Genomic DNA, 21,920 nt, shown 5'->3' with positions numbered 1-21,920 from the left:
TCAGGCCTTCAGCTTGTAGCCGAAGCCGCGGACCGTCTCGATCCGGTCCTGGCCGATCTTCTGGCGCAGCCGCTGCACATGCACGTCGACGACCCGGGTGTCCCCGCCCCAGCCGTAGTCCCACACACGCTCCAGCAGCTTGTCGCGGGAGAGCACCGTGCCCGGCGCGGAGGAGAACTCCAGCAGCAGGCGCATCTCGGTCGGGGTGAGCGCGACCGGCTGCCCGGCCCGGCGCACCTCCATGCCCTCGGTGTCGATCTCCAGGTCGCCGAAGCTGAGCACACCGCCGGTCACCTCGTCGGCGGGCTGCTCGCCCTGCGCGCCCCCGCCCGCGTGCCCGAAGCGGCGCAGCACCGCCCGGATCCGGGCGACCAGGACGGCGCCGTCGAACGGCTTGGTCACATAGTCGTCGGCGCCGGCCTCCAGGCCGAGGACGACGTCGATGGAGTCGGCGCGCGCGGACAGCATGATCACCGGCACGGTCGACTCGTCGCGGATGCGGCGGCACAGGCTGACGCCGTCCAGGCCCGGGACCATGACGTCGAGCAGCGCGATGTCGGGACGGTCGGCCCGGAACGCCTCCAGGCCGGACAGGCCGTCGGGCATCGCGGTGACCGCGAAGCCGTCGCGCTCCAGGGCGAGCTGGGTGGCCTCGCGGATGACGTCGTCGTCCTCGACGAACAGGACGTGGGTCTGGTCTGCCATCCCGGTGCTCTCAGTCCTCGTGCTCGGTCGGTGGTCGTGGGCGGTCGGTGGTCGTGGTCAGTTGTCGGGCGGGGGTGTCGACTCGGTGCCCGCGCCGGTCTTGCCGTAGTCGGTGTGCACCGGTGGCCGTCCGACGAAGCGGCCCCCGGTCCAGTCGTAGGTGATCACATCCTCGCCGGACGGGCTGGAGATCGGATCGCCCTTCTTGTAGACCTGCTTGGTGACGGTCAGCAGGCCCTGGTCGACCTCCGCGTAGACCGGCGATTCCTCGGTCTTGAAGACATTCTTGTACGTCCCGCCCACGTCCCGGTACACATACGACCCGATGCCGACCGCGTCGGCGCAGGTCAGCACGTTCACGACGACGTCGTCCGTCGAGCCGCCGGTGAGCTGGCCGTAGGTGACGTCGACCGGGTACTCCTCGCCGCTGCACGGCTTCAGCTCGCTCTTGACCGTCGTGGAGACCTGGGGGTCGTCCTTGACCAGCGTCACCGCGTCCACCCGCTTGTACGTGCCGGACGGGCTCGCCGACGGCGAGGCGACGGCCCCCGCCACCGCCGAGGCATGTGCCGGGCCCTCGTCCCGGGCGCCCGTGCCCCCCGTGCCGCACGCGGCGACCAAAAGGGCGAGGGCGGCGAGCACGGCCCCCACCGTGATCACCGCCTGTGTACCGCCTGGGGCCCGCTCGGGCCCGGCCTGTGTCAGGCCGCGCAACGCTCCCGCTCCTCACGCTCCAGCGCGCGTGCGTCCAGATCGCGGGCCTCCAGCTCCTCGCGGAGCCGGGCGAGCGCCCTGTGCAGCGTGCTCTTGACCGTACCGGCCGACATGCCGAGGGCGGCGGCCGTCTCCTCCGTGGACATCTGCTCCCAGTGTCGCAGTACTACAACACTGCGCTGTTTCGGCGCGAGCACCTTCATGACATCCATCAGCAGGGCCCGGTCGGCGTGCTGCTCGGTGGAGTCGTCCACGGACGCGTCCGGCAGCTGCTCGGTCGGGACCTCCTCCAGCTTGCGCGCCCGCCACCACTCGGTCCGGGTGTTGATCATGACGCGGCGCAGATAGGCGTCGGCGAGCCGCTTGTCGGCGATGCCCTCCCAGCGGCCGTACGTGCGCACCAGCGCGGTCTGGAGCAGGTCCTGTGCGTCGACAGGGTCCGGAACCAGTCGGCGCGCGCTGCGCAGCAGCGCGTCCTGCCGGGTGCGGACGTACTCCTCGAATTCGAGCACCTCGCCCTGCGCCATGATCAACCGCCTCCGTTCCCCGTTCACTCCGGCTCGCGCCTGAAGTCCTGCGTCTTGCGTTCCCCGTGTCCCGGTGGTCTGCCGGGCACAGAAACGAAGTTAGGCAGTGGTTGTCACGGCGCTGTGCGAGCCAGCCTTCGGCTAGCAGTCGGCTATCCGTCGGTTGTGTAACGGAAGGCGGTGGGGGGTAAGAGGGGTGCTCGCTATGTCCCTTTATGAGGTGCTTTGTGGGAATTGGTGCTCGGTAACGGGGAGGCGGTCGCTGTGATGTGACTGTCCGTCAGCTGAGCGGCAGCCGGTACAGGCCGCCGGGCAGCGGCTCCACCAGACCGTCCGTGACGAGCCCGTCGAGCGCGCGGGCCCGCTGCACCGGCTCGTGCCACACCCGGTCCAGCGTCGCCTGCGGCACCGGCGCGTGCGCCTCGCGCAGGACCGCCAGCAGCTTGCCGCGCACCTGGCGGTCCGTCCCCGCGTACGTCTGTCCGCGCCGCGGCGGCCCCGTGTGCTCCGGCTTGCCCGCCAGCCGCCACGCGCACTGCGCCGCGATCGGGCAGCGCGCGCACCCCTCGTTCTTCGCCGTGCACACCAGCGCGCCCAGCTCCATGGAGGCGGCGGCCCAGCGTGCGGCCGTCCCCTCGTCCTTCGGCAGCAGCTCGCGCGCGAGCCTGCGCTCGGCGGCCGTCGTCGCGTTCGGCGGGTACTGCACCCCGGTCACCGCGCGCGCGAAGACCCGGCGCACATTCGTGTCCAGCACCGCGTGCCGCTGACCGTACGCGAAGGATGCGACGGCCGCGGCCGTGTACTCGCCGATCCCGGGCAGGGCCAGCAGCTGCGCGTGGTCCGTGGGTACGTCCCCGCCGTGCCGCTCCGTTATGGCCACCGCCGCGCCGTGCAGCCGCAGGGCCCGGCGCGGATAGCCGAGGCGGCCCCAGGCGCGCACCGCCTCGCCCGGCGCCTCCTTGGCGAGATCGGCCGGGCGCGGCCAGCGGGCCAGCCACTCCTCGTAGACGGGCAGCACCCGGCTGACCGGGGTCTGCTGGAGCATGAACTCGCTGACCATCACACCCCACGGACCCGCCTGCGGGCGGCGCCAGGGGAGGTCGCGGGCGTGGGTGTCGAACCAGGCGATCACGGGGGTGTGGAGCTTCTCAGTCATGGCCTTCCGATCCTGCCACGCCTGAGCGGGCAGGGTGGGTGACGGCGCGATCACCGAGCGTACCGAAAGGTGAAGAACCCTGACTGTTACGGCAGTTACCGGGATGATGATCCGGAAAAGTTGGTGCCGGAGCGGCGGGTGGCACAAGACAGTGCGCCGTTCTCTCGTAAGGTTTGGGCCGTGGGATCTCTGCGCAATCCGGTCGGGCCGCTTCCCTCCTCCATCTACTGGCGAAGGAGGGCCGTCATGCTGGCCGTGGTCGCCGTGCTGGCGCTGGTGATCACGCTGGTCGTCACCGCCGGCGGCGGAGGCGGCAAGAAGAACAGCGACGCGTCCAACGGCAAGAATCCCGCGAACACCATCACGCCGGGCCCTTCCTCGTCCGGGCCCGCGATCAGCCAACACCCGGGCGGGCGCGACGAGTCGAGCGGCGGCAGCAGCGCGGGCGACTCCGGGTCGGGCGGCGACGGCGGTTCCGGATCCGCGGACTCCTCCGGCGGCCCGGGGTCCGGCGGCGGCTCGTCCTCGGGCGCGGCGGGCGGCGGTACGGTCGTCGCGGGCGACGCGCTCCCGGCGTCCTCCTCGCTGCCCAACTGCACGTCCTCCGCAGTGGCGTTGAGCCTGAAGAGCCTGCACAACTCCTACTCGCCGGACCAGACGCCGACCTTCGAACTCACCGCGAAGAACAGCTCATCGGCCGACTGCAAGATCGATCTCGGGCCGAAGAACGCGGTGTTGACCATCACGCCGTCGTCCGGCAGGGACGCGTTCTGGACGTCGTCCGACTGCCCCAAGGGCGCGGCGAGCCTCGTCTTCCGGGTGCCGGCGGGGCAGAGCATCACGTACACGGTGACGTGGGACCGCAAGCCGAGCGCCGCGCAGTGCGCGACGCCTGCGGCGGGCTCGGCGAAGGCGGACACGTATCTGCTGGAGGCCAGCGCCCCGGGCTTCGGCAAGCAGCAGGCTTCGTTCGTGCTGTCGGCGGACTAGGGCGCCCGCAGCGCCCCGTCAGGGGCGCGGGGCTGTGTCGGCATGCGGCTCCGCCGCGTGGGCGCGAGCAACCACGACGGACCGGTAGCCGTGACCCGACGGAACCCGCTGAGCTGTCAGGCGACTCAGACGTACCGCTCCAGAATGGAAGACTCCGCCAGCCGTGACAGGCCCTCGCGCACGCTCCGGGCGCGGGCCTCGCCCACGCCGTCCACGGTCTGGAGGTCGTCGACGCTCGCGGCGAGCAGCTTCTGCAGGCCGCCGAAGTGCTCCACCAGCCGGTCGATGATCGCGCCCGGCAGCCGCGGGACCTTGGCCAGCAGCCGGAAGCCCCGCGGGGAGACCGCCGAGTCCAGCGTCTCGGGGGACCCGGTGTAGCCCAGCGCACGCGCCACCGTGCCCAGTTCGAGCAGCTCCCCGTGGGTCAGCGCGTCCAGCTCGGACAGCGCCTCCTCCACCGTGCGGGAGCGCTTCGCCGTCGGCTCGGGGACGTAGTCCCGCACGACCAGCTCGCGGTCCGGCTCGACGCCCGCGATCAACTCCTCCAGCTGGAGGGCCAGGAGGCGGCCGTCCGTGCCCAGTTCGACCACGTACTCGGCGATCTCGGTGGCGATGCGGCGGACCATCTCCAGCCGCTGGGCGACGGCGGAGACGTCCCGGACCGTCACCAGGTCCTCGATCTCCAGCGCCGACAGCGTGCCCGCCACCTCGTCCAGGCGGAGCTTGTACCGCTCCAGCGTGGCCAGTGCCTGGTTCGCACGGGACAGGATCGCCGCCGAGTCCTCCAGGACGCGGCGCTGACCGTCGACGTACAGGGCGATCAGGCGCATCGACTGGGAGACGGAGACCACGGGGAAGCCGACCTGCTTGCTCACCCGGTCCGCCGTACGGTGCCGTGTGCCCGTCTCCTCCGTCGGGATCGTCGGGTCCGGCACCAGCTGCACGCCCGCGCGCAGGATCTTCGACAGGTCCGACGAGAGCACGATGCCGCCGTCCAGCTTGCACAGTTCGCGCAGCCGGGTCGCGGTGAACTCCACGTCCAGCACGAAACCGCCCGTGCACATCGCCTCGACCGTCTTGTCCGAGCCGAGGACGATCAGCCCGCCGGTGTTGCCGCGCAGCACGCGCTCAAGGCCGTCGCGCAGGCCCGTACCGGGAGCCACGGCGCTCAGCGAGGCGCGCATCAGGCCATCGGAACCGGCACTCCCACCGATCTTTCCGGGAGCTGCTGCCCGGTCGTTGGCTGCCACTGCACTCCTCCGGTCGCAGGTTCTGACGCGCCCCCGCACCCGTACTCTGTTCGCACGGACGGGCGAGACCTGGGCAAAGTCTACCGGCGCTCCTCCGTCTCCCGCGGGGCCTCTCGGCGACGCGAGCGCGGCAGGACCCGCAGCGCGTCCCCCATGTCCGCCACTTCCAGGACCTTCATACCGGGCGGCACCTTGCCCGGATCGGTCGGCACGAGCGCGTGCGTGAAGCCCAGCCGGTGCGCCTCGGTGAGCCGGCGCTGCACGCCCGTGACCCGTCTGACCTCGCCCGCGAGGCCCACCTCGCCGATGGCCACCAGGTTCTTCGGCAGCGGGGTGTCGCTCGCGGCGGAGGCGAGCGCCAGCGCGATGGCGAGGTCGGCGGCGGGCTCGGACAGCTTCACCCCGCCCACCGTCGCCGAGTAGATGTCCCGCTTGCCGAGCGCGCTGATCCGCCCGCGCTGCTCCAGCACCGCCAGCATCATCGACACCCGGGAGGTCTCCAGGCCCGAGGTCGTCCGGCGCGGGGAGGGGATCTGGGAGTCGACGGTCAGCGCCTGCACCTCGGCCACCAGCGGGCGGCGGCCCTCCAGGGTGACGGTCAGGCAGGTGCCCGGCACCGGCTCGGCCCGCCGGGTCAGGAACAGGCCGCTGGGGTCGGCCAGGCCGGTGATGCCCTCGTCGTGCAGCTCGAAGCAGCCGACCTCGTCCGTGGCGCCGTAGCGGTTCTTCACCCCGCGCACCAGGCGCAGGCGCGCGTGCCGGTCGCCCTCGAAGTGCAGGACGACGTCCACGAGGTGTTCGAGGAGGCGGGGGCCCGCGATCGCGCCGTCCTTCGTGACGTGGCCCACGAGGAGCGTGGACATGCCGCGCTCCTTGGAGGCACGGATGAGCGCCCCGGCCACCTCCCGCACCTGGGCCATGCCGCCGGGCGCACCCTCGATCTGAGGGGAGGCGACCGTCTGCACCGAGTCCAGGATCAGCAGGGACGGCTTCACCTCGTCCAAGTGGCCGAGGACGGCGGCCAGATCGGTCTCGGCGGCCAGATACAGCTCGTCGTGCAGCGCGCCGATGCGGTCCGCGCGCAGCCGCACCTGGCTCGCCGACTCCTCGCCCGTGACGTAGAGCGTGCGGTGCTCGGCGCTCGCGGACTTGGCGGCCACGTCCAGCAGCAGGGTGGACTTGCCGACGCCGGGCTCGCCCGCGAGCAGCACGACCGCGCCGGGCACCAGGCCGCCGCCGAGCACCCGGTCCAGCTCGGGCACGCCGGTCGTGCGGGCGGTGGCCTGGCGGCCGTCGACCTGGCCGATGGGCAGCGCGGAGTTCGTGACGCGGCCCGGTGCCGTCGTACGGACCGCGGGCGCGCCGTACTCCTCGACGGTGCCCCACGCCTGGCATTCGGGGCAGCGGCCGAGCCACTTGGCCGTCTGCCAGCCGCACTCCGTGCAGCGGTAGGACGGGCGGTCCTTGGTCGTCTTGGTACGGGCAGCCATGCGGAAACCGTAGCCCGCGGCACTGACAACCGGTCCCGGGACCGGGCCACGGACGCCTCCGGACCGGGCCGCGGACCTCCCCGAGTCGCGGAACAAAGGGTTCCTGTCCCCTTATGAGGGATCGTTTCACCCGTACGGATTAAAAGAGCTCAAGGATAAAGGAGGGGCACTCCGGGGCCGCCTACGGTCGCACAGGTGATGAGCAGCAGTCCGGAGACCACGACCCGCACCACCGGAGCGCACCGGACGCACCACGCGGCGCGCGAAACACGCGAGGCACGCGAGGAGCGGGAGGGGCGCGACCGTGCCGCCGCGCGTACCCTCGCCCACCGCATGCCGACGCGCTACGAGCCGTACCTGGACGGACTGTTCACCTACTGCCTGTCGGTGCTGTGCGACCACGACGCCGCCACCGCCGCCCTCCGCGACGTCCTCGCCCTGGCCGAGCGGCGCGCGCACCGCGTCCCGGAGGCCGCGGCCGACCGCAGGGCCTGGCTGTACGCACTGGCCCGCTGGGCGTGCCTGCGCGGGCTGACCGAGGCCAAGCAGAAACGTCAGGCCACCCACGCGGCGGGCCGCCCGGCGCCGGCGGGAGCGGGCGGGGCGGCCGCGGGCGAAGCCGGCAGGACCGCGGGGAAAGGAGCCGCGGGGAAAGGGGCCGCCGGCCCGGCGGCGGGACAGGGTTCCGATCCGGCCCTCGCCCCGGAGACCCAGGAGCAGCGGCGCCGCGAACTCGCCCTGCTGGCCTGGCCGGAGGCCGCCGGCACCACCCCGGAGCAGCGCGAGGCCCTGGAACTCGCCGTCCGCCACCACCTCGGCGCCCACGAGGTCGCCGCCGTCCTCGGCATGGCGGTCGCCGCCGCGCGCGAGCTGCTCGCCTCCGCCGCCTGCGAGGTCGAGCGCACCCGCGCGGCCCTGGCCGTGGTCGAGGCCGGCGGCTGTCCGGGCGTGGCCCACCTCACCGGCGACAGCCGGCTCGTCCTGAGCACCGCGCTGCGCCGCGAGCTGGTCCGGCACGTCGACGACTGCCCGCGCTGCCGCCGCACCGCCGAGCGCGCCGCCGCCCCCGGGCGCTGGCCCGGCACCACGGTCACCCCCGCCGAGCTGCCCGTCCTGGAAGCACCCCGCGCGGACCTGCACAGGGCGTTCGCGCACCACGCACGCGCGCGTGGCGCCGACGTTCCCCGGTTCGACCGGCGCGGCTTCCCGATGGACCCCAAGGACCGCGCGGCGCGCCGCGACCGGCTCCGCGCGCGTGCCGTGACGACGACGGTCGTCGCCACGGTGGTCGCCGCCCCCGTCCTGGCCCTGTGGGCCGCCTACCGGGGTGCCCCCACGGCGGAGGGCGAGGGCCGCTCGCCCTCCACGAGCGAGGCGCAGGGTCCCGACGCTCTCGCCGACGACGCGGGCGGCGGCTACGAGAACGCGGGGAACGCCAGCGTGCGGCCCGGCGCCCACGGCGGCAGGAACGGCAAGGCGGACGTCTCGGTGGAGGTCGTCAGCGTCACCGGAGCGGGGCGGCAGGGCGCCGGCCACCTGGACGTGACCGCCGCCAACGACGGCGACACCACGCTGATCACCCTCGCGGCATCGGGCACCGCCCCGGTCCGCTGGTCCGCGTCCACCGCCGTCGGCTGGCTCTACCTCAGCCGGTCCTCGGGAACCCTCGCCCCCGGCGGGACGTCGACGATCAAGGTCTACGTCGACCACCTCCGCGAGCCCTCCGGCCACTGGCACGCACAGGTGGCGGTCGCCCCGGCGGGCACGGTGGTCACGATCGACGGCTACGGCACGGCCCCGACGCGCCCGACACCCCCCGCGCCCCCGCCGTCCTCCGCTCAGCCCACCCCGCCGACCGCACCCCCCACGACCCCGCCCTCCACTCCACCGGCCACTCCGCCGTCCACCCCTCCGACGGCCCCGAGCCCCACGCCGACACCCCCGGCCTCGCCGTCACCGCCCCCGACAGCCTCCGGCAGCGACACGCCGAGCCCGTCGGGCAGCTAGGGGGTGGCGGTGGCGTTACGGGGCCGGGTCGGCGGGGTGGGGGGCGACCAGTGGCAGCTGCGAGGCCAGCCGCGCCTCGCACAGCTCGACGAGACGGTCGTACCCCGCCTTGCCCATCAGCTCGGTCAGCTCGGGCCGGTAGGACACGTACACCGGCTCGCCCGCGCCGTGCGCCGACGTCGCCGAGGTGCACCACCAGTGCAGGTCATGGCCGCCCGGACCCCAGCCCCGGCGGTCGTACTCCCCGATGGACACCTGGAGCACGCGCGTGTCGTCGGGCCGGTCGATCCAGTCGTACGTCCGGCGGATCGGCAGCTGCCAGCACACGTCCGGCTTGGTCTCCAGCGGCTCCCGGCCCTCCTTCAGCGCCAGGATGTGCAGCGAGCAGCCCGCGCCGCCCGCGAAGCCGGGCCGGTTCTGGAAGATGCACGAGCCCTGGTACGGCCGGGTCTGCCGGGACCCCTCCTCGTCCTTCGACACCCAGCCGTTCCGCGTGCCCTCGGCGTGGTGCTGCCAGATGTCCGGAGTGAGCCGCGCCACATGCTCGGCGACCCGCTTCTCGTCGTCCTCGTCGGAGAAGTGCGCGCCCAGCGAGCAGCACCCGTCGTCCGCGCGGCCCGCCTGGATGCCCTGGCAGCCGCTGCCGAAGATGCAGTTCCAGCGAGAGGTGAGCCATGTCAGATCACAGCGGAAGATCTGCTCGTCGTCCGCCGGGTCAGGAAACTCCACCCACGCGCGCGCGAAGTCGAGCCCCTTCTCGTCGCTCGCCTTCGCGGCCTGATCGGACGTCTTGGACTTCTTGGACTTCTTCGACATGGACGACGCCTTCGCCTGCGCGGACTCCTCATCCTTCAATGCCTTGGAGGATTTGGGGTCCTTCGCCTTTTTCGTCTTTGGCACATGACCAGGGTAAGTGGCCCACGCCCGCTCCGGGGACCGTCGACCGCGGATCTGGCAGTAGCGTTCCGTATATGAGACTCGGTGTCCTGGATGTGGGTTCGAACACGGTGCATCTGCTGGTGGTGGACGCCCACCCCGGCGCGCGCCCGCTGCCCGCGCATTCGCACAAGGCCGACCTTCGGCTCGCCCAACTCCTCGACGACAGCGGTGCCATCGGCGACGACGGCATCCACCGGCTCGTCGCCGTCGTACAGGACGCCCTCCAGGCCGCCGAGGACAAGGGCGTCGAGGACCTGCTGCCGTTCGCGACCTCCGCCGTCCGCGAGGCGGTCAACGCCGACGACGTCCTCGCGCGCGTGGAGGCCGAGACCGGCGTACGACTCCAGGTCCTCAGCGGCGCCGAGGAGGCCCGCCTCACCTTCCTCGCCGTACGCCGCTGGTTCGGCTGGTCGGCGGGGAAGCTGCTGGTCCTGGACATCGGCGGGGGCTCCCTGGAGATCGCCTACGGCATAGACGAGGAGCCGGACGCCGCCGTCTCCCTGCCGCTCGGCGCCGGCCGGCTCACCGCGGGCTGGCTGCCCGGCGACCCGCCCGCCGCCGAGGACATCCGCGCCCTGCGCCGCCATGTGCGCACGGAGATCGCCCGCTCCGTCGGCGAATTCAGCCGCCTCGGCACCCCCGACCACGTGGTCGCCACCTCCAAGACCTTCAAGCAGCTCGCCCGCATCGCCGGCGCCGCCCGCAGCGCCGAGGGCCTCTACGTCCAGCGCGAGCTCAAGCGCGAGTCCCTGGAGGCCTGGGTCCCCCGGCTGGCCTCCATGACCGCGGAACAGCGCGGCGAACTGCCCGGAGTCTCGGAGGGCCGCGCCGGCCAGCTGCTGGCGGGCGCCCTGGTCGCCGAGGGCGCGATGGATCTCTTCGGCGTGGAGAGCCTGGAGGTCTGCCCGTGGGCCCTGCGGGAGGGCGTGATCCTGCGACGCCTGGATCACATGGGATCCGCATAGCGCCCCGTGAGGGGCGCGGGGCTGTGCCGATGTGCGGCTCCGCCGCGTGAGCGCGAGCAACCCACCACACACCCGCACCCGCCCGAATGGCAAACCTCACAACGGCGAACAGGCACCCGGCACCCTCAAGGTCGAACCCCGTAAGGTGACCGACGTGGCCGAACCAAGGGACGTCCCCGTCGCGCTGTCGACAGCCTCCGTCTACCCGGAGTCCACGGCGACGGCCTTCGAGATCGCCGCGCGCCTCGGGTACGACGGTGTCGAGGTCATGGTGTGGACCGACCCGGTCAGCCAGGACATCGAGGCGCTGCGCCGCCTGTCGGACTACCACGGCATCCCGGTCCTGGCCGTGCACGCCCCCTGTCTGCTGATCACCCAGCGGGTCTGGTCGACGGACCCCTGGGTCAAGCTCCAGCGGGCCCGGGCGGCCGCCGAGAAGCTGGGTGCCTCCACCGTCGTCGTCCACCCGCCCTTCCGCTGGCAGCGGCAGTACGCGCGCGACTTCGTCGACGGGATCTGGCGGATGGCGGACGAGACGGACGTACGGTTCGCGGTCGAGAACATGTACCCGTGGCGCTACCGCGACCGCGAGATGCTCGCGTACGCCCCCGACTGGGACGTCACCCAGCACGACTACCGGCACTTCACGGTCGACCTCAGCCACACGGCGACGGCCCGTACCGACGCGCTGGAGATGGTCGGCCGCATGGGCGACCGGCTCGGCCACGTCCACCTGGCCGACGGCAGGGGCTCCGCCAAGGACGAGCACCTGGTGCCCGGCCGCGGCACCCAGCCCTGCGCCGAGCTGCTGGAACACCTCGTCCTCTCCGGTTTCGACGGCCATGTCGTGATCGAGGTCAACACCCGCCGGGCGATGTCCGGCGCCGAGCGCGAGGCCGATCTCGCCGAGGCCCTGGCCTTCACCCGCAAACACCTGGCCTCGGCGGTACGGGTGCCCCGGCGATGAGCGAGAAGCAGCCCCCAGCGGGATCCCCGGCCGAGCCCCCCACCGGCCCTTCCGCCGGACCTCCCCCCGGCTCCTCCGCGGCGGACGAACCGCCCGCCCGCCGACGGGGCCGTCCCCCGCGCACGGAGTCCGCCGGCACCCGCGACCGCATCCTCGGCGCGGCCCGCGAGGAGTTCTCCGAGCGCGGCTACGAGAAGACCTCCGTCCGCGGCATCGCCAAGGCGGCCGGCGTCGACTCCGCGCTGGTCCACCACTACTTCGGCACCAAGGAGCAGGTCTTCGAGGCGGCCGTCGCCGTCGCCTTCGCGCCCGCGCTGAACGCCCCCGACGCGGTGGCCGCCGGCTCCCTGGAGGGGATGGGGGAGCGGCTGACCCGCTTCGTCTTCGGCGTCTGGGAGAACCCCACGTCCCGTACCCCGCTGCTGGCCATCCTCCGCTCGGCCGTCAACAACGACACCGCGGCCGCCGTGTTCCGCCGCCTGATCGCCACCCAGCTGATGCGCCGGATCGCCGCCCAGGTGGACCTGCCGGACCGGGAGCTGCGCGCCGAGCTGGCCGCCGCCCAGCTGGTGGGCGTGGCGATGATGCGCTACGTGATCAAGCTGGAACCGCTGGCGTCGGCGGACCTGGAGCAGATCGTCGCCCGCGTCGCCCCCGTCGTACAGCACCACCTCACAAACGGGTGAGACGCACCGACGGGTGAAATGGGCGTCCCGTATTCCGGACAACCGTGTCCATCCCTTGGAGCGTCGGCGTAGGCTCATAGGCAGCCAGAACTCTCTGGACACTCTCTGGACGCAGAACCAGAAGGTCACTGAAGGAGCGAGCGACGATGCCCGAGCTGAGGTCCCGCACAGTCACCCACGGCCGCAACATGGCGGGCGCCCGCGCCCTGATGCGCGCCTCCGGTGTACCCGGTGCGGACATCGGCCGGAAGCCGATCATCGCGGTCGCGAACTCGTTCACCGAGTTCGTGCCGGGCCACACCCACCTCCAGCCGGTCGGCCGGATCGTCAGCGAGGCGATCACGCAGGCGGGCGGCATCCCGCGCGAGTTCAACACGATCGCGGTCGACGACGGCATCGCCATGGGCCACGGCGGCATGCTGTACAGCCTGCCCTCCCGCGACCTGATCGCGGACTCGGTGGAGTACATGGTGGAGGCCCACTGCGCCGACGCCCTGGTCTGCATCTCCAACTGCGACAAGATCACCCCGGGCATGCTGATGGCCGCCCTGCGCCTCAACATCCCGACCGTCTTCGTCTCCGGCGGCCCGATGGAGTCCGGCCGGGCCACGCTGGTCGACGGCACGGTCCGCACGCTCGACCTGGTCGACGCGATCTCCGACGCCGTCAACGACAAGATCTCCGACGAGGACATCCTCCGCATCGAGGAGAGTGCCTGCCCGACCTGCGGCAGCTGTTCCGGCATGTTCACCGCCAACTCGATGAACTGCCTGACCGAGGCCATCGGCCTCTCCCTCCCGGGCAACGGCTCGGTCCTCGCCACCCACACCGCCCGCCGCCGCCTCTACGAGGACGCGGCGCGCACGGTCATGGACCTCACCCGCCGCTACTACGAGCAGGACGACGACTCCGTCCTCCCCCTCAACGTCGCCACCTTCCAGGCCTTCGAGAACGCCATGGCCCTGGACATCGCGATGGGCGGCTCCACCAACACGATCCTGCACCTGCTGGCCGCCGCCCAGGAGGCGGGCGTCCCCTTCGGCCTGGAGCAGATCGACGCCGTCTCGCGCCGGGTGCCGTGCCTGGCGAAGGTGGCTCCCAACGTCGCGAAGAACCGCACGTACTACATGGAGGACGTGCACCGCGCCGGCGGCATCCCCGCCCTGCTCGGCGAGCTGCACCGCGCGGGCCTGCTCAACGAGGACGTGCACGCGGTCCACAGCCCGTCCCTGGCCGACTGGCTGAAGACCTGGGACGTCCGGGGCGGCTCGCCCTCCCCGGAGGCGGTCGAGCTGTGGCACGCGGCCCCGGGCTGCGTCCGCTCCGCCGAGGCCTTCTCGCAGTCCGAGCGCTGGGAGTCCCTGGACGACGACGCCGAGGGCGGCTGCATCCGCTCCGCCGAGCACGCGTACTCCAAGGACGGCGGCCTCGCGGTCCTCAAGGGCAACCTCGCGGTCGACGGCTGCGTGGTGAAGACGGCCGGCGTGGACGAGTCGATCTGGACCTTCGAGGGCCCGGCGGTCGTCTGCGAGTCCCAGGAGGAGGCCGTCCAGCGCATCCTCACCCACGAGGTCAAGGACGGCGACGTCGTCGTCATCCGCTACGAGGGCCCCAAGGGCGGCCCCGGCATGCAGGAGATGCTCTACCCGACCTCGTACCTGAAGGGCCGCGGCCTCGGCAAGACCTGCGCCCTGATCACCGACGGCCGCTTCTCCGGCGGCACGTCCGGTCTCTCCATCGGCCACGCCTCCCCCGAGGCGGCCTCCGGCGGCACCATCGCCCTGGTCCAGGACGGCGACCGCATCCGCATCGACATCCCGAACCGCACCATCGAGCTGCTGGTCGACGAGGCCGAACTGGCCCGCCGCGAGCAGGCGTTGAACGGCGCCTACGCCCCCCGGAACCGCGAACGCAAGGTCTCGGCCGCCCTGCGCGCCTACGCCGCCATGGCGACCAGCGCGGACAGGGGCGCGGTGCGCGACGTGACCAAGCTGGCGTGACCGAGCCGGGCTGAGCCCCGTACGAAAGGCCGCGTACGCAGGACACGGAAAAGGGGCCGCTCCCGGTGGGGCGGCCCCTTCGCATGCCGGTACGGCTCACCACCCGGCCGGATCGCGCGCGGCCACCCCGAACACGGTTCCGTCGGGGGCACCGGCGTAGACGTGACCGCCGACGACCACAGGCGCCGGCAGGTCTGCGGTGACCACGCCCGCGTCGGCGCCGAGCCGCGCCGGAGTCTGCCCGACGAGGCGCCCGCCGCGCGCGTCGACGGCCAGCAGACGCCCGTCGGCCGCGGTGAAGTAGACATGCGCGCCGTCGGACACCGGGGCCGACCCACGGCTGACGGACGTCTCCAGATGCCAGAGCTGCTTGCCCGCGGCCAGGTCGACGGCCTCCAGCGCGCCACCCGCGGACAGCAGGTACACCGTGTCGCCGTACGCGGTGGCCTGCGGTGACAGGCGCGGGACCGGCAGCGCCACCCGACGCGACGTCTTCGCGGCCGGGGTGTAGCGGACCACGGCGTTCGTGGCCGCGGAGGCCGTGTCGACGGACAGGAGGAACAGGGAGCCGCCCTGGCTGCCCACGGGTTCCAACACCCCGTTCAGCGTCGTCTCCCACCGCACCGCGCCGGTCTCCGGGTCCACGGCGGCCACGCGCGTGTGCGTCCCGTCCAGGGACAGGCCGGTCGCGTACGCCACCGGATCCCCGGGGAACGAGGCGAGGGAGGGCGTGCTGAAGCCGGGCAGGCGCCGGTGCCATGTCGTACGGCCCGACCTGCCGTCCACACCGGTGACCGTCCCGTCGGCGCCCGCGATCAGGGCCGTGGCGCCGGCGTACCGGACCGTCGTTCCGCGCGGCAGACGCCGACTCCACGCCTGGTCGCCGGAGCGCGGGTCGCGTGCCGTCAGCAGGGAGGCGCCGGCTGTGCAGAACTGCACGAGGGAGTCGGCGAGCACCGGTGGTCCGCAGACGGGCTCGGCAGCGGTGGAGCGGCGCCACAGGAGCTTTCCGTCGCCGGGGGAGAGGGCGAAGGCGGCACCGGTCCGCGCGCAGAGCACCGTCCCCGCCCCGTACGCACACTGCGGCATCCCCGTGGCCCCGGGCGCCGGCTCGGTGTGCCAGGAGCTGAACGCGGCGGCCCTGGTGTGCGGGCTCGTACCGGCCGGCCGGGGACCGGTGCCCCCGATCAGCTGGACCGAGGCCAGTGCGGCGGCCACGACGAGCGCGAGCGCCCCGGCTCCCACGGCCACCCTCCTGCCGACCCGCCGCCCGACGCGCCTCCCGCCCGCCGGCGCGGACCGCGCTTCGACACCGGCCCGCTCCTCGGTACCGGCCCGCTCCTCGGCAGGGGACCGCGGGTCCGCCGCCCAGCCGCCCGTACGCTGCGCCGGTATGAACGCCTGCGTGTCGTACGAGGCCGCCACCGACCGCAGTTCCTGCATCAGTTCGTCGGGCGTCGGCCGGTCCTCGGGCTCCTTGGCCAGACAGCGCAGCACCAGTGCGGCGATCCCCTCCGGCACCCCGGTCAGATCGGGCTCGTCGTGCACCACCTGATAGGCGACGACGTACGGGCTGTCCGAGTCGAACGGCCCGCGCCCGGTGGCCGCGTGCACCAGCACCGACCCCAGCGCGAAGATGTCCGCCGCCGGTCCCACCTCCCGGGGCCGCCGGAACTGCTCGGGCGCCATGAAGGGCGGCGTACCGATCAACTTGCCGGTCTCGGTGCGCAGTTCGCTGTCCTTCGGCCGGGAGATGCCGAAGTCGATGACCTTGGGCCCGTCCTCGGCCAGCAGCACGTTGCTCGGCTTCAGATCCCGGTGCACGACGCCGACCCGGTGGATGTCCCGCAGGGCCTCGGCGAGCCCGGCCATCAGCCGCCGCAACTGCGCCGCCGGCATCGGCCCGTTCCGCTTGACGTGCTCGGAGAGCGTGGGACCGGGGATGAACAGGGTGGCCATCCACGGCCGTTCGGCCTCCGGATCGGCATCGACGACGGGCGCGGTGAAGGCACCGCTCACCCGCCGGGCCGCGGCCACCTCCTGCCGGAAGCGTCCCCTGAACTCGGGATCCCTGGCGAACTCGGCGTGTACGACCTTCACCGCGAGCTTCAGCCCGGAGGTGCTGCGCGCCAGATGGACGACACCCATGCCACCGGACCCGAGCGAGGACTCCAGGCGGTAGTGGCCGGCGTACTCGGGAAGTTCCGCTTCCGCACCGGCCCCCGTGTCTCTCCGTGGCGCCATGGGACCACCCCCGTGCTCTTCGTCCGCGCGCGCGACGCACGGAGCCTAGTCGATGACTCGTGCGAGACAGAGGCGGCTTGCTAGCCTGCGCGCGCGAGTCGCGCACACCTGTGCTGCGGCTCGATCACGGGGATGACCGACGCCCATGGTGGCCATGGGCTCAACGGGGAGGATTCACATGGCTGTTGACAATGCCGAGGAGACCGAGAGCGGCGTCGGGAGCGGCGCGGTGGCTGCGGAGGCGGCCGTCCGCACGTACGCGGTCGCCCCGGGTGTTCGTCTGAACGTCCGCAGCGGCCCGGGCACCAGCTACGGGATCGTCCGCGTGCTGCCCGAGAACACCCGTGTCCCGATCTTCTGCCAGTCCCCGGGCACGACGGTCTCCGGTCCGTACGGCACGACGAACATCTGGGACAACATCGACAACGGCGAATACGTCTCCGACGCCTACGTCCAGACCGGCAGCAGCGGCTACGTCGCCTCACGCTGCGGCTGAGCGGGTCGCCGCGGCTGACCCCACCGGAGCCCGCCCCCACCCGGCGCCGTACCCGTTCGCCATAATCGTTCCTGTGAGCGACGAAACCGGCACCCCGGACATCCCGGCGGGCTCCTCGGGCGGTACGTCCGCCGAGGGCGGCGGCCCCCGCCCCGAGCCCCTGCGCTTCTTCGGCACCTCCTGGGTCAACCACGACGACGGCTACGCGGCCCGCCGCGCCGGCGTCGCCGTCGGCTCCCTCGCCGCGGCCGTCGCCTCCTGCCTGGTGCTCCGCTTCGCCTACGACGGCATCCGCATCGCCGACACCGGCTCCTTCGTGACCGTGCTGGTCATCGCCATGTTCGCGATCTGCAGCGCGCTCGCCTTCCGCAACACCTGGGAGGGCTTCGGCAAGCGGCACGACCCGCAACGCCAGGCCTCCCTGCGCGGCCTCCTCGCCATCGGCTTCGTCGGCTCTCTCCTCGCCTACTTCTTCCGCTCCCTCACCGAGGCCCCCGGCGAGAAGCTCCACCGCGAGGAGTACGACACGGCCCGCGAAGCCCACGAACGCCGCACCGCCCGCCGCACCGGCAACCCGTCGAAGAAAAAACGCCGCAAGTAAAGCCCCAACGCGTGCGTGCGGCTCGGCCCCTGAGCCCCGGCGCCCGCGACGGCGCACCCGGCCGGATGCCACACCCGCCCGCGTCGGGGCTTCGCCACTGCGCCCTCCCGGGCGAGGCTTCGGCCCTGCGGAACGGCGCCCGCCGCGGCGCACCCGGGCGTGACGTCGTACCGGCCCCGCGTAGGGGCTTGGCCCGTGGGTCCCGGTGTCGGCTACGGCGCACCCGGGCCCGACGCGCACCCGCCCGCGCGCGGGGCTTCGCCCCTGCGGGCCGTTGACCGCCGCGGCGCACCCAGGCCCGGAGGGCCCACCCGGCGGGACGTCGCACGCGCCCGCGTGGAGCTTCGCCTCATACGTCCCGTTGACCGCCGCCGCCCTCCCAGACCGGGTGTCGCAGCCCGCCCCGCCCCCGCACTCGCTCCCCGCCCGAGCTCTCCACACCAGCCTGAAAACCCCCCGCACCCGCCCCTCGCGTCGACCACCATGGCCGTATGACCCCGACGCCCTCCCCCTCACACGCCCTCCGCGCCCACTCCTTCAACGCCGCGGCCGCCCAGTACGCCGCGCACCGTCCCTCCTACCCGCCCGCGCTCTTCGACGCCGTCGAGGAAGTGGCCGGCCGCTCGCTCACCGGTGCCAAGGTCGTGGACGTCGGCGCCGGCACCGGCATCTCCACCGCCCTCCTGCACGACCGCGGCGCCGACGTCCTCGCGGTCGAGCCCGGCGAGGGCATGGCCGCCGAGTTCCGCCGCAGGCTGCCGCACATCCCGATCGTGCGCGGCAACGGCAACGCCCTCCCCGTCGCCGGCGCCCACGCCGACTTCGTCACCTACGCCCAGGCCTGGCACTGGACGGACACCACCCGGTCGGTGCCGGAGGTCCTGCGCGTACTGCGGCCGGGCGGCGCGCTGGCGCTGTGGTGGAACACCGACGCCCTCGACGTCGACTGGATCGGCGAGGCCGCCGACCGCAAAGGCCGCCTGCTGGGCGTGGACTTCGCCGCCAAGAAGCGCCGGGCCCAGGGAAGCACCGGCCTGGCCGACCCCAGCGGGCGCCTGGACTTCGTCCGCGAGGAGGTCCGCTGGAGCCGCCGCGTCCCGATCGACGCGCACCTCGCCAACATCGGCAGCCACTCGGACTTCCTGGTGATGCCCGAGGACCGCAGGACCGCCTTCCTGGAGGAGGAGCGCGCCCATCTGCTGGAGGTCTTCCCGGACGGGACGGTCGAGGAGACGTACGACGTCATCCTCCTCGTCGCCCGCAGGCTCTGATTCCCACGCCCCTTGACTCCACGGCCGCCCAGCCCAATTATTCATCACATGATGAATAATGCGGTCCGGGCCGACGACCTCACCGTCGTCCGCGGCCGGCGCACCGTCCTGCACCAGCTCCGCTTCACCGTCCCGCCCGGCCGGATCACGGGCCTCCTCGGCCCCTCCGGCTGCGGCAAGTCCACCCTCATGCGCGCCGTCGTCGGCACCCAGGCCAAGGTCACCGGCACCCTGGACGTCCTCGGCCACCCGGCCGGCCACCCCGCGCTGCGCAGCCGCGTCGGCTACGTCACCCAGGCCCCCTCCGTCTACGACGACCTGACCGTCCGACAGAACCTGGAGTACTTCGCCGCGATCCTCGACCCCGGCCGGGCCGCCGCCGAACGGCGCCACGCACACGTCACTCAGGCCATCACCGACGTCGACCTCACCAGCCACGCCGACGCTGTCGCCGGCGCCCTCTCCGGCGGCCAGCGCGGCCGGGTCTCCCTCGCCGTCGCCCTGCTCGGCGCCCCCGAACTCCTCGTCCTCGACGAACCGACCGTCGGCCTCGACCCCGTCCTCCGCCGCGACCTGTGGCACCTCTTCCACCAGCTCGCCGCCACCCGCGGCACCACCCTCCTCGTCTCCTCCCACGTCATGGACGAGGCCGAGCGCTGCCACCGCCTGCTGCTCATGCGCGAGGGCGAGATCCTCGCCGACGACACCCCCGACGCCCTGCGCACCCGCACCGGCACGGACACCGTCGAAGCGGCCTTCCTCCGCCTCGTGGACGAAGCCGCCGCGGCGTCACGCACCCAGGAGCCGACCCGATGAGCCCGACGAGCCCGATGAACCCGACGAACCCGATGAGCACGAACGCCCCTGTCACTCCCACGGCGGCTCCCACCGGCGCGCTCAACGCCTCCCGCACCACCGCCACCGCGGCCCGGGTCCTGCACCAGCTCCGCCACGACCCGCGCACGATCGCGCTGATGATCCTCGTCCCCTGCCTGATGCTGGTCCTGCTGCGCTACGTCTTCGACGCGAGCCCCCGCACCTTCGACAACATCGGCGCCTCCCTGCTCGGCATCTTCCCGCTGATCACGATGTTCCTGGTCACGTCCATCGCCACCCTGCGCGAACGCACCTCCGGCACCCTCGAACGCCTCCTCGCCATGCCCCTGGGCAAGGCCGACCTCATCGCCGGCTACGCCCTCGCCTTCGGCGCCCTCGCGATCGTCCAGTCGGCCCTGGCCACCGGCCTCGCCGTCTGGTTCCTGGGCCTGGACGTGACGGGCTCGCCCTGGCTCCTCCTCCTGGTGGCCCTCCTCGACGCCCTGCTCGGCACGGCCCTCGGCCTCTTCGTCTCGGCGTTCGCGGCCTCGGAGTTCCAGGCGGTCCAGTTCATGCCGGCGGTGATCTTCCCCCAGCTCCTCCTCTGCGGCCTGTTCACGCCCCGCTCCGCCATGCACCCCGCCCTGACGGCAGTCTCCGACGCCCTCCCCATGTCCTACGCCGTCGACGCCATGAACCAGGTCCTCCACCACACCGACATGACGACCACCTTCGTGCGGGACGTCCTGATCGTCGCGGGCTGCGCACTCCTGGTCCTGGCCCTGGGGGCGGCGACACTACGCCGACGGACGGTGTGACCCCGCTGTTCCGCCCACCGGACGGCCACCCCACCCGCCACTCCCCGGTGCCAGACTGACCCCCATGAGCCAGAAAGTCGCAGTCCTCGGCACCGGCAAGATCGGCGAAGCCCTGCTCAGCGGAATGATCCGCGCCGGCTGGGCCCCCGCCGACCTCCTGGTCACGGCCCGCCGCCCGGAACGCGCCGAGGAACTCCGCGCCCGCTACGGAGTCAACCCGGTCACCAACACCGAGGCCGCCAAGACCGCCGACACCCTGATCCTCACGGTCAAACCGCAGGACATGGGCACCCTCCTGGACGAACTGGCCCCGCACGTCCCCGCCGACCGCCTGATCATCAGCGGCGCCGCCGGCATCCCCACTTCCTTCTTCGAGGAGCGGCTCGTCGCGGGCACGCCGGTCGTGCGCGTCATGACCAACACCCCCGCCCTCGTCGACGAGGCGATGTCCGTCATCTCCGCCGGCAGCCACGCCACCGCCGACCATCTCTCCCACGCCGAAGAGATCTTCGGAGCCGTGGGCAAGACGCTGCGCGTCCCCGAGTCCCAGCAGGACGCCTGCACGGCCCTGTCCGGCTCGGGACCGGCGTACTTCTTCTACCTGGTCGAGGCCATGACCGACGCCGGCATCCTGCTCGGCCTGCCCCGCGACAAGGCCCACGACCTCATCGTCCAGTCCGCGATCGGCGCCGCCGTGATGCTCCGCGACAGCGGCGAGCACCCGGTCAAGCTCCGCGAGAACGTCACCTCCCCGGCGGGTACGACCATCAACGCCATTCGCGAGCTGGAGAACCACGGCGTCCGCGCCGCCCTCATCGCCGCCCTCGAAGCAGCCCGCGACCGCAGCCGCGAACTCGCCTCCGGCAAGAAGGACTGAACCTCGCGGCAGCGAGTTGACACACCTCACCTCGATCCGTACTGTTCTCCGAGTTGTCCGACGTGAGCGCCGATCCAGGTCGGTCCCCGGACAGCCATTCCGCAAGTCCCAACCACTCATCGTCGCTTCGGCGCCGACTGTTTTGGTGTGCGCATTTGCGAAATGAGGAATCCGCGTTCGAAAGGACGACGCCCCCGATTAGCTCGGGGGCAGGGAATCCGCTAAAGTCTCACTCGTCGGAACGGCCCAACGGCCGGGAAGACAAACCCCCCTGACTGGGAGTCAGACACCGAAAGGATCTGATAGAGTCGGAACCGCCGGAAAGGGAAACGCGAAGCGAAAGCGGAGCGGGAACCTGGAAAGCACCGAGGAAATCGGATCGAGAAAAGATCTGATAGAGT

General features: G+C 72.6%; 20 protein-coding genes. 12 read left to right on the top strand and 8 right to left on the bottom strand.

Annotated elements, in window-relative coordinates; genetic code table 11:
• The 4 genes from cseB to ACFC8N_RS38345 all read right to left on the bottom strand — a co-directional run bounded on the left by cseB (nucleotide 1) and on the right by ACFC8N_RS38345 (nucleotide 3,102).
• Entirely contained in the window at nucleotides 1–705 is a 705-nt protein-coding gene (gene cseB / locus ACFC8N_RS38360; protein ID WP_071385193.1) for a two-component system response regulator CseB, read from the bottom strand.
• A 57-nt stretch (nucleotides 706–762) separates the two neighbouring features.
• Nucleotides 763–1,419, bottom strand: coding sequence for a hypothetical protein (locus ACFC8N_RS38355; protein WP_376293688.1), 657 nt, complete (start codon nucleotides 1,417–1,419; stop codon nucleotides 763–765).
• Nucleotides 1,407–1,946 (bottom strand): SigE family RNA polymerase sigma factor, encoded by a 540-nt coding sequence (locus ACFC8N_RS38350; RefSeq protein WP_030751823.1) that lies wholly within the window; start codon nucleotides 1,944–1,946, stop codon nucleotides 1,407–1,409. Before ACFC8N_RS38350 ends, ACFC8N_RS38355 begins: the two co-directional genes overlap by 13 nt.
• Nucleotides 1,947–2,226: 280 nt before the next feature.
• Nucleotides 2,227–3,102 (bottom strand): A/G-specific adenine glycosylase, encoded by an 876-nt coding sequence (locus tag ACFC8N_RS38345; RefSeq protein ID WP_356029156.1) that lies wholly within the window; start codon nucleotides 3,100–3,102, stop codon nucleotides 2,227–2,229.
• Nucleotides 3,103–3,282: 180 nt separating this feature from the next.
• Between ACFC8N_RS38345 and ACFC8N_RS38340 the strand changes: the two genes are divergently transcribed.
• On the top strand, nucleotides 3,283–4,092 hold the full coding sequence (locus ACFC8N_RS38340) for a hypothetical protein (RefSeq protein WP_376293684.1): 810 nt from the start codon (nucleotides 3,283–3,285) through the stop codon (nucleotides 4,090–4,092).
• A 125-nt stretch (nucleotides 4,093–4,217) separates the two neighbouring features.
• Here ACFC8N_RS38340 and disA read toward each other — a convergent pair whose 3' ends face one another.
• Together disA and radA are read right to left on the bottom strand one after the other, a co-directional pair.
• Nucleotides 4,218–5,342, bottom strand: coding sequence for a DNA integrity scanning diadenylate cyclase DisA (gene disA, locus ACFC8N_RS38335; RefSeq protein ID WP_071378492.1), 1,125 nt, complete (start codon nucleotides 5,340–5,342; stop codon nucleotides 4,218–4,220).
• 80 nt (nucleotides 5,343–5,422) lie between these two features.
• Nucleotides 5,423–6,832: a DNA repair protein RadA gene (gene radA, locus ACFC8N_RS38330; RefSeq protein WP_356029152.1), complete on the bottom strand. Its 1,410-nt coding sequence runs from the start codon at nucleotides 6,830–6,832 to the stop codon at nucleotides 5,423–5,425.
• A gap of 195 nt (nucleotides 6,833–7,027) precedes the next feature.
• Here radA and ACFC8N_RS38325 point away from each other — a divergent pair, with 195 nt between their 5' ends.
• Nucleotides 7,028–8,839 (top strand): hypothetical protein, encoded by a 1,812-nt coding sequence (locus tag ACFC8N_RS38325; RefSeq protein WP_356029150.1) that lies wholly within the window; start codon nucleotides 7,028–7,030, stop codon nucleotides 8,837–8,839.
• A gap of 15 nt (nucleotides 8,840–8,854) precedes the next feature.
• Here ACFC8N_RS38325 and ACFC8N_RS38320 read toward each other — a convergent pair whose 3' ends face one another.
• Entirely contained in the window at nucleotides 8,855–9,655 is an 801-nt protein-coding gene (locus ACFC8N_RS38320; protein ID WP_376293823.1) for a hypothetical protein, read from the bottom strand.
• A gap of 155 nt (nucleotides 9,656–9,810) precedes the next feature.
• Here ACFC8N_RS38320 and ACFC8N_RS38315 point away from each other — a divergent pair, with 155 nt between their 5' ends.
• The 4 genes from ACFC8N_RS38315 to ilvD all read left to right on the top strand — a co-directional run bounded on the left by ACFC8N_RS38315 (nucleotide 9,811) and on the right by ilvD (nucleotide 14,396).
• Complete coding sequence (locus tag ACFC8N_RS38315) at nucleotides 9,811–10,743, top strand: Ppx/GppA phosphatase family protein (RefSeq protein ID WP_356029147.1); 933 nt, start codon at nucleotides 9,811–9,813, stop codon at nucleotides 10,741–10,743.
• Nucleotides 10,744–10,897: 154 nt separating this feature from the next.
• Nucleotides 10,898–11,710 carry a sugar phosphate isomerase/epimerase gene (locus ACFC8N_RS38310; RefSeq protein ID WP_356029145.1) on the top strand — a complete coding sequence of 271 codons (813 nt, stop codon included), beginning with the start codon at nucleotides 10,898–10,900 and terminating at the stop codon, nucleotides 11,708–11,710.
• Nucleotides 11,707–12,396: a TetR family transcriptional regulator gene (locus ACFC8N_RS38305; RefSeq protein ID WP_376293680.1), complete on the top strand. Its 690-nt coding sequence runs from the start codon at nucleotides 11,707–11,709 to the stop codon at nucleotides 12,394–12,396. The genes ACFC8N_RS38310 and ACFC8N_RS38305 overlap by 4 nt, the downstream gene beginning before the upstream one ends.
• Before the next feature lie 146 nt (nucleotides 12,397–12,542).
• Nucleotides 12,543–14,396: a dihydroxy-acid dehydratase gene (gene ilvD, locus ACFC8N_RS38300; RefSeq protein WP_356029141.1), complete on the top strand. Its 1,854-nt coding sequence runs from the start codon at nucleotides 12,543–12,545 to the stop codon at nucleotides 14,394–14,396.
• A gap of 96 nt (nucleotides 14,397–14,492) precedes the next feature.
• Here ilvD and ACFC8N_RS38295 read toward each other — a convergent pair whose 3' ends face one another.
• On the bottom strand, nucleotides 14,493–16,640 hold the full coding sequence (locus tag ACFC8N_RS38295) for a serine/threonine-protein kinase (protein WP_376293677.1): 2,148 nt from the start codon (nucleotides 16,638–16,640) through the stop codon (nucleotides 14,493–14,495).
• A 178-nt stretch (nucleotides 16,641–16,818) separates the two neighbouring features.
• Here ACFC8N_RS38295 and ACFC8N_RS38290 point away from each other — a divergent pair, with 178 nt between their 5' ends.
• The 6 genes from ACFC8N_RS38290 to proC all read left to right on the top strand — a co-directional run bounded on the left by ACFC8N_RS38290 (nucleotide 16,819) and on the right by proC (nucleotide 21,519).
• Entirely contained in the window at nucleotides 16,819–17,136 is a 318-nt protein-coding gene (locus tag ACFC8N_RS38290) for an SH3 domain-containing protein (protein WP_376293674.1), read from the top strand.
• A gap of 73 nt (nucleotides 17,137–17,209) precedes the next feature.
• Nucleotides 17,210–17,737 (top strand): EamA/RhaT family transporter, encoded by a 528-nt coding sequence (locus ACFC8N_RS38285; protein WP_356029136.1) that lies wholly within the window; start codon nucleotides 17,210–17,212, stop codon nucleotides 17,735–17,737.
• A 491-nt stretch (nucleotides 17,738–18,228) separates the two neighbouring features.
• Nucleotides 18,229–19,008 (top strand): class I SAM-dependent methyltransferase, encoded by a 780-nt coding sequence (locus tag ACFC8N_RS38280; protein ID WP_376293671.1) that lies wholly within the window; start codon nucleotides 18,229–18,231, stop codon nucleotides 19,006–19,008.
• A gap of 48 nt (nucleotides 19,009–19,056) precedes the next feature.
• Nucleotides 19,057–19,824, top strand: coding sequence for an ABC transporter ATP-binding protein (locus ACFC8N_RS38275; protein WP_376293669.1), 768 nt, complete (start codon nucleotides 19,057–19,059; stop codon nucleotides 19,822–19,824).
• A gap of 32 nt (nucleotides 19,825–19,856) precedes the next feature.
• Nucleotides 19,857–20,642: an ABC transporter permease gene (locus tag ACFC8N_RS38270; protein ID WP_356029384.1), complete on the top strand. Its 786-nt coding sequence runs from the start codon at nucleotides 19,857–19,859 to the stop codon at nucleotides 20,640–20,642.
• A 64-nt stretch (nucleotides 20,643–20,706) separates the two neighbouring features.
• Complete coding sequence (gene proC / locus ACFC8N_RS38265) at nucleotides 20,707–21,519, top strand: pyrroline-5-carboxylate reductase (protein ID WP_376293667.1); 813 nt, start codon at nucleotides 20,707–20,709, stop codon at nucleotides 21,517–21,519.
• Nucleotides 21,520–21,920 lie beyond the last annotated feature (401 nt).

The organism is Streptomyces sp. NPDC055966 (assembly GCF_042269865.1).
Lineage (GTDB): Bacteria > Actinomycetota > Actinomycetes > Streptomycetales > Streptomycetaceae > Streptomyces.
This window is presented reverse-complemented; position numbering and strand designations above follow the sequence as displayed.

Coding starts and splice junctions, on each gene's coding strand:
- cseB (WP_071385193.1), bottom strand. CDS start 705: ATGGCAGACCAGACCCACGTCCTGTTCGTCGAGGACGACGACGTCATC.
- ACFC8N_RS38350 (WP_030751823.1), bottom strand. CDS start 1,946: ATGGCGCAGGGCGAGGTGCTCGAATTCGAGGAGTACGTCCGCACCCGG.
- ACFC8N_RS38345 (WP_356029156.1), bottom strand. CDS start 3,102: ATGACTGAGAAGCTCCACACCCCCGTGATCGCCTGGTTCGACACCCAC.
- radA (WP_356029152.1), bottom strand. CDS start 6,832: ATGGCTGCCCGTACCAAGACGACCAAGGACCGCCCGTCCTACCGCTGC.
- ACFC8N_RS38320 (WP_376293823.1), bottom strand. CDS start 9,655: ATGTCGAAGAAGTCCAAGAAGTCCAAGACGTCCGATCAGGCCGCGAAG.
- ACFC8N_RS38315 (WP_356029147.1), top strand. CDS start 9,811: ATGAGACTCGGTGTCCTGGATGTGGGTTCGAACACGGTGCATCTGCTG.
- ACFC8N_RS38305 (WP_376293680.1), top strand. CDS start 11,707: ATGAGCGAGAAGCAGCCCCCAGCGGGATCCCCGGCCGAGCCCCCCACC.
- ilvD (WP_356029141.1), top strand. CDS start 12,543: ATGCCCGAGCTGAGGTCCCGCACAGTCACCCACGGCCGCAACATGGCG.
- ACFC8N_RS38295 (WP_376293677.1), bottom strand. CDS start 16,640: ATGGCGCCACGGAGAGACACGGGGGCCGGTGCGGAAGCGGAACTTCCC.
- ACFC8N_RS38290 (WP_376293674.1), top strand. CDS start 16,819: ATGGCTGTTGACAATGCCGAGGAGACCGAGAGCGGCGTCGGGAGCGGC.
- ACFC8N_RS38280 (WP_376293671.1), top strand. CDS start 18,229: ATGACCCCGACGCCCTCCCCCTCACACGCCCTCCGCGCCCACTCCTTC.
- ACFC8N_RS38275 (WP_376293669.1), top strand. CDS start 19,057: ATGATGAATAATGCGGTCCGGGCCGACGACCTCACCGTCGTCCGCGGC.
- ACFC8N_RS38270 (WP_356029384.1), top strand. CDS start 19,857: ATGAGCACGAACGCCCCTGTCACTCCCACGGCGGCTCCCACCGGCGCG.
- proC (WP_376293667.1), top strand. CDS start 20,707: ATGAGCCAGAAAGTCGCAGTCCTCGGCACCGGCAAGATCGGCGAAGCC.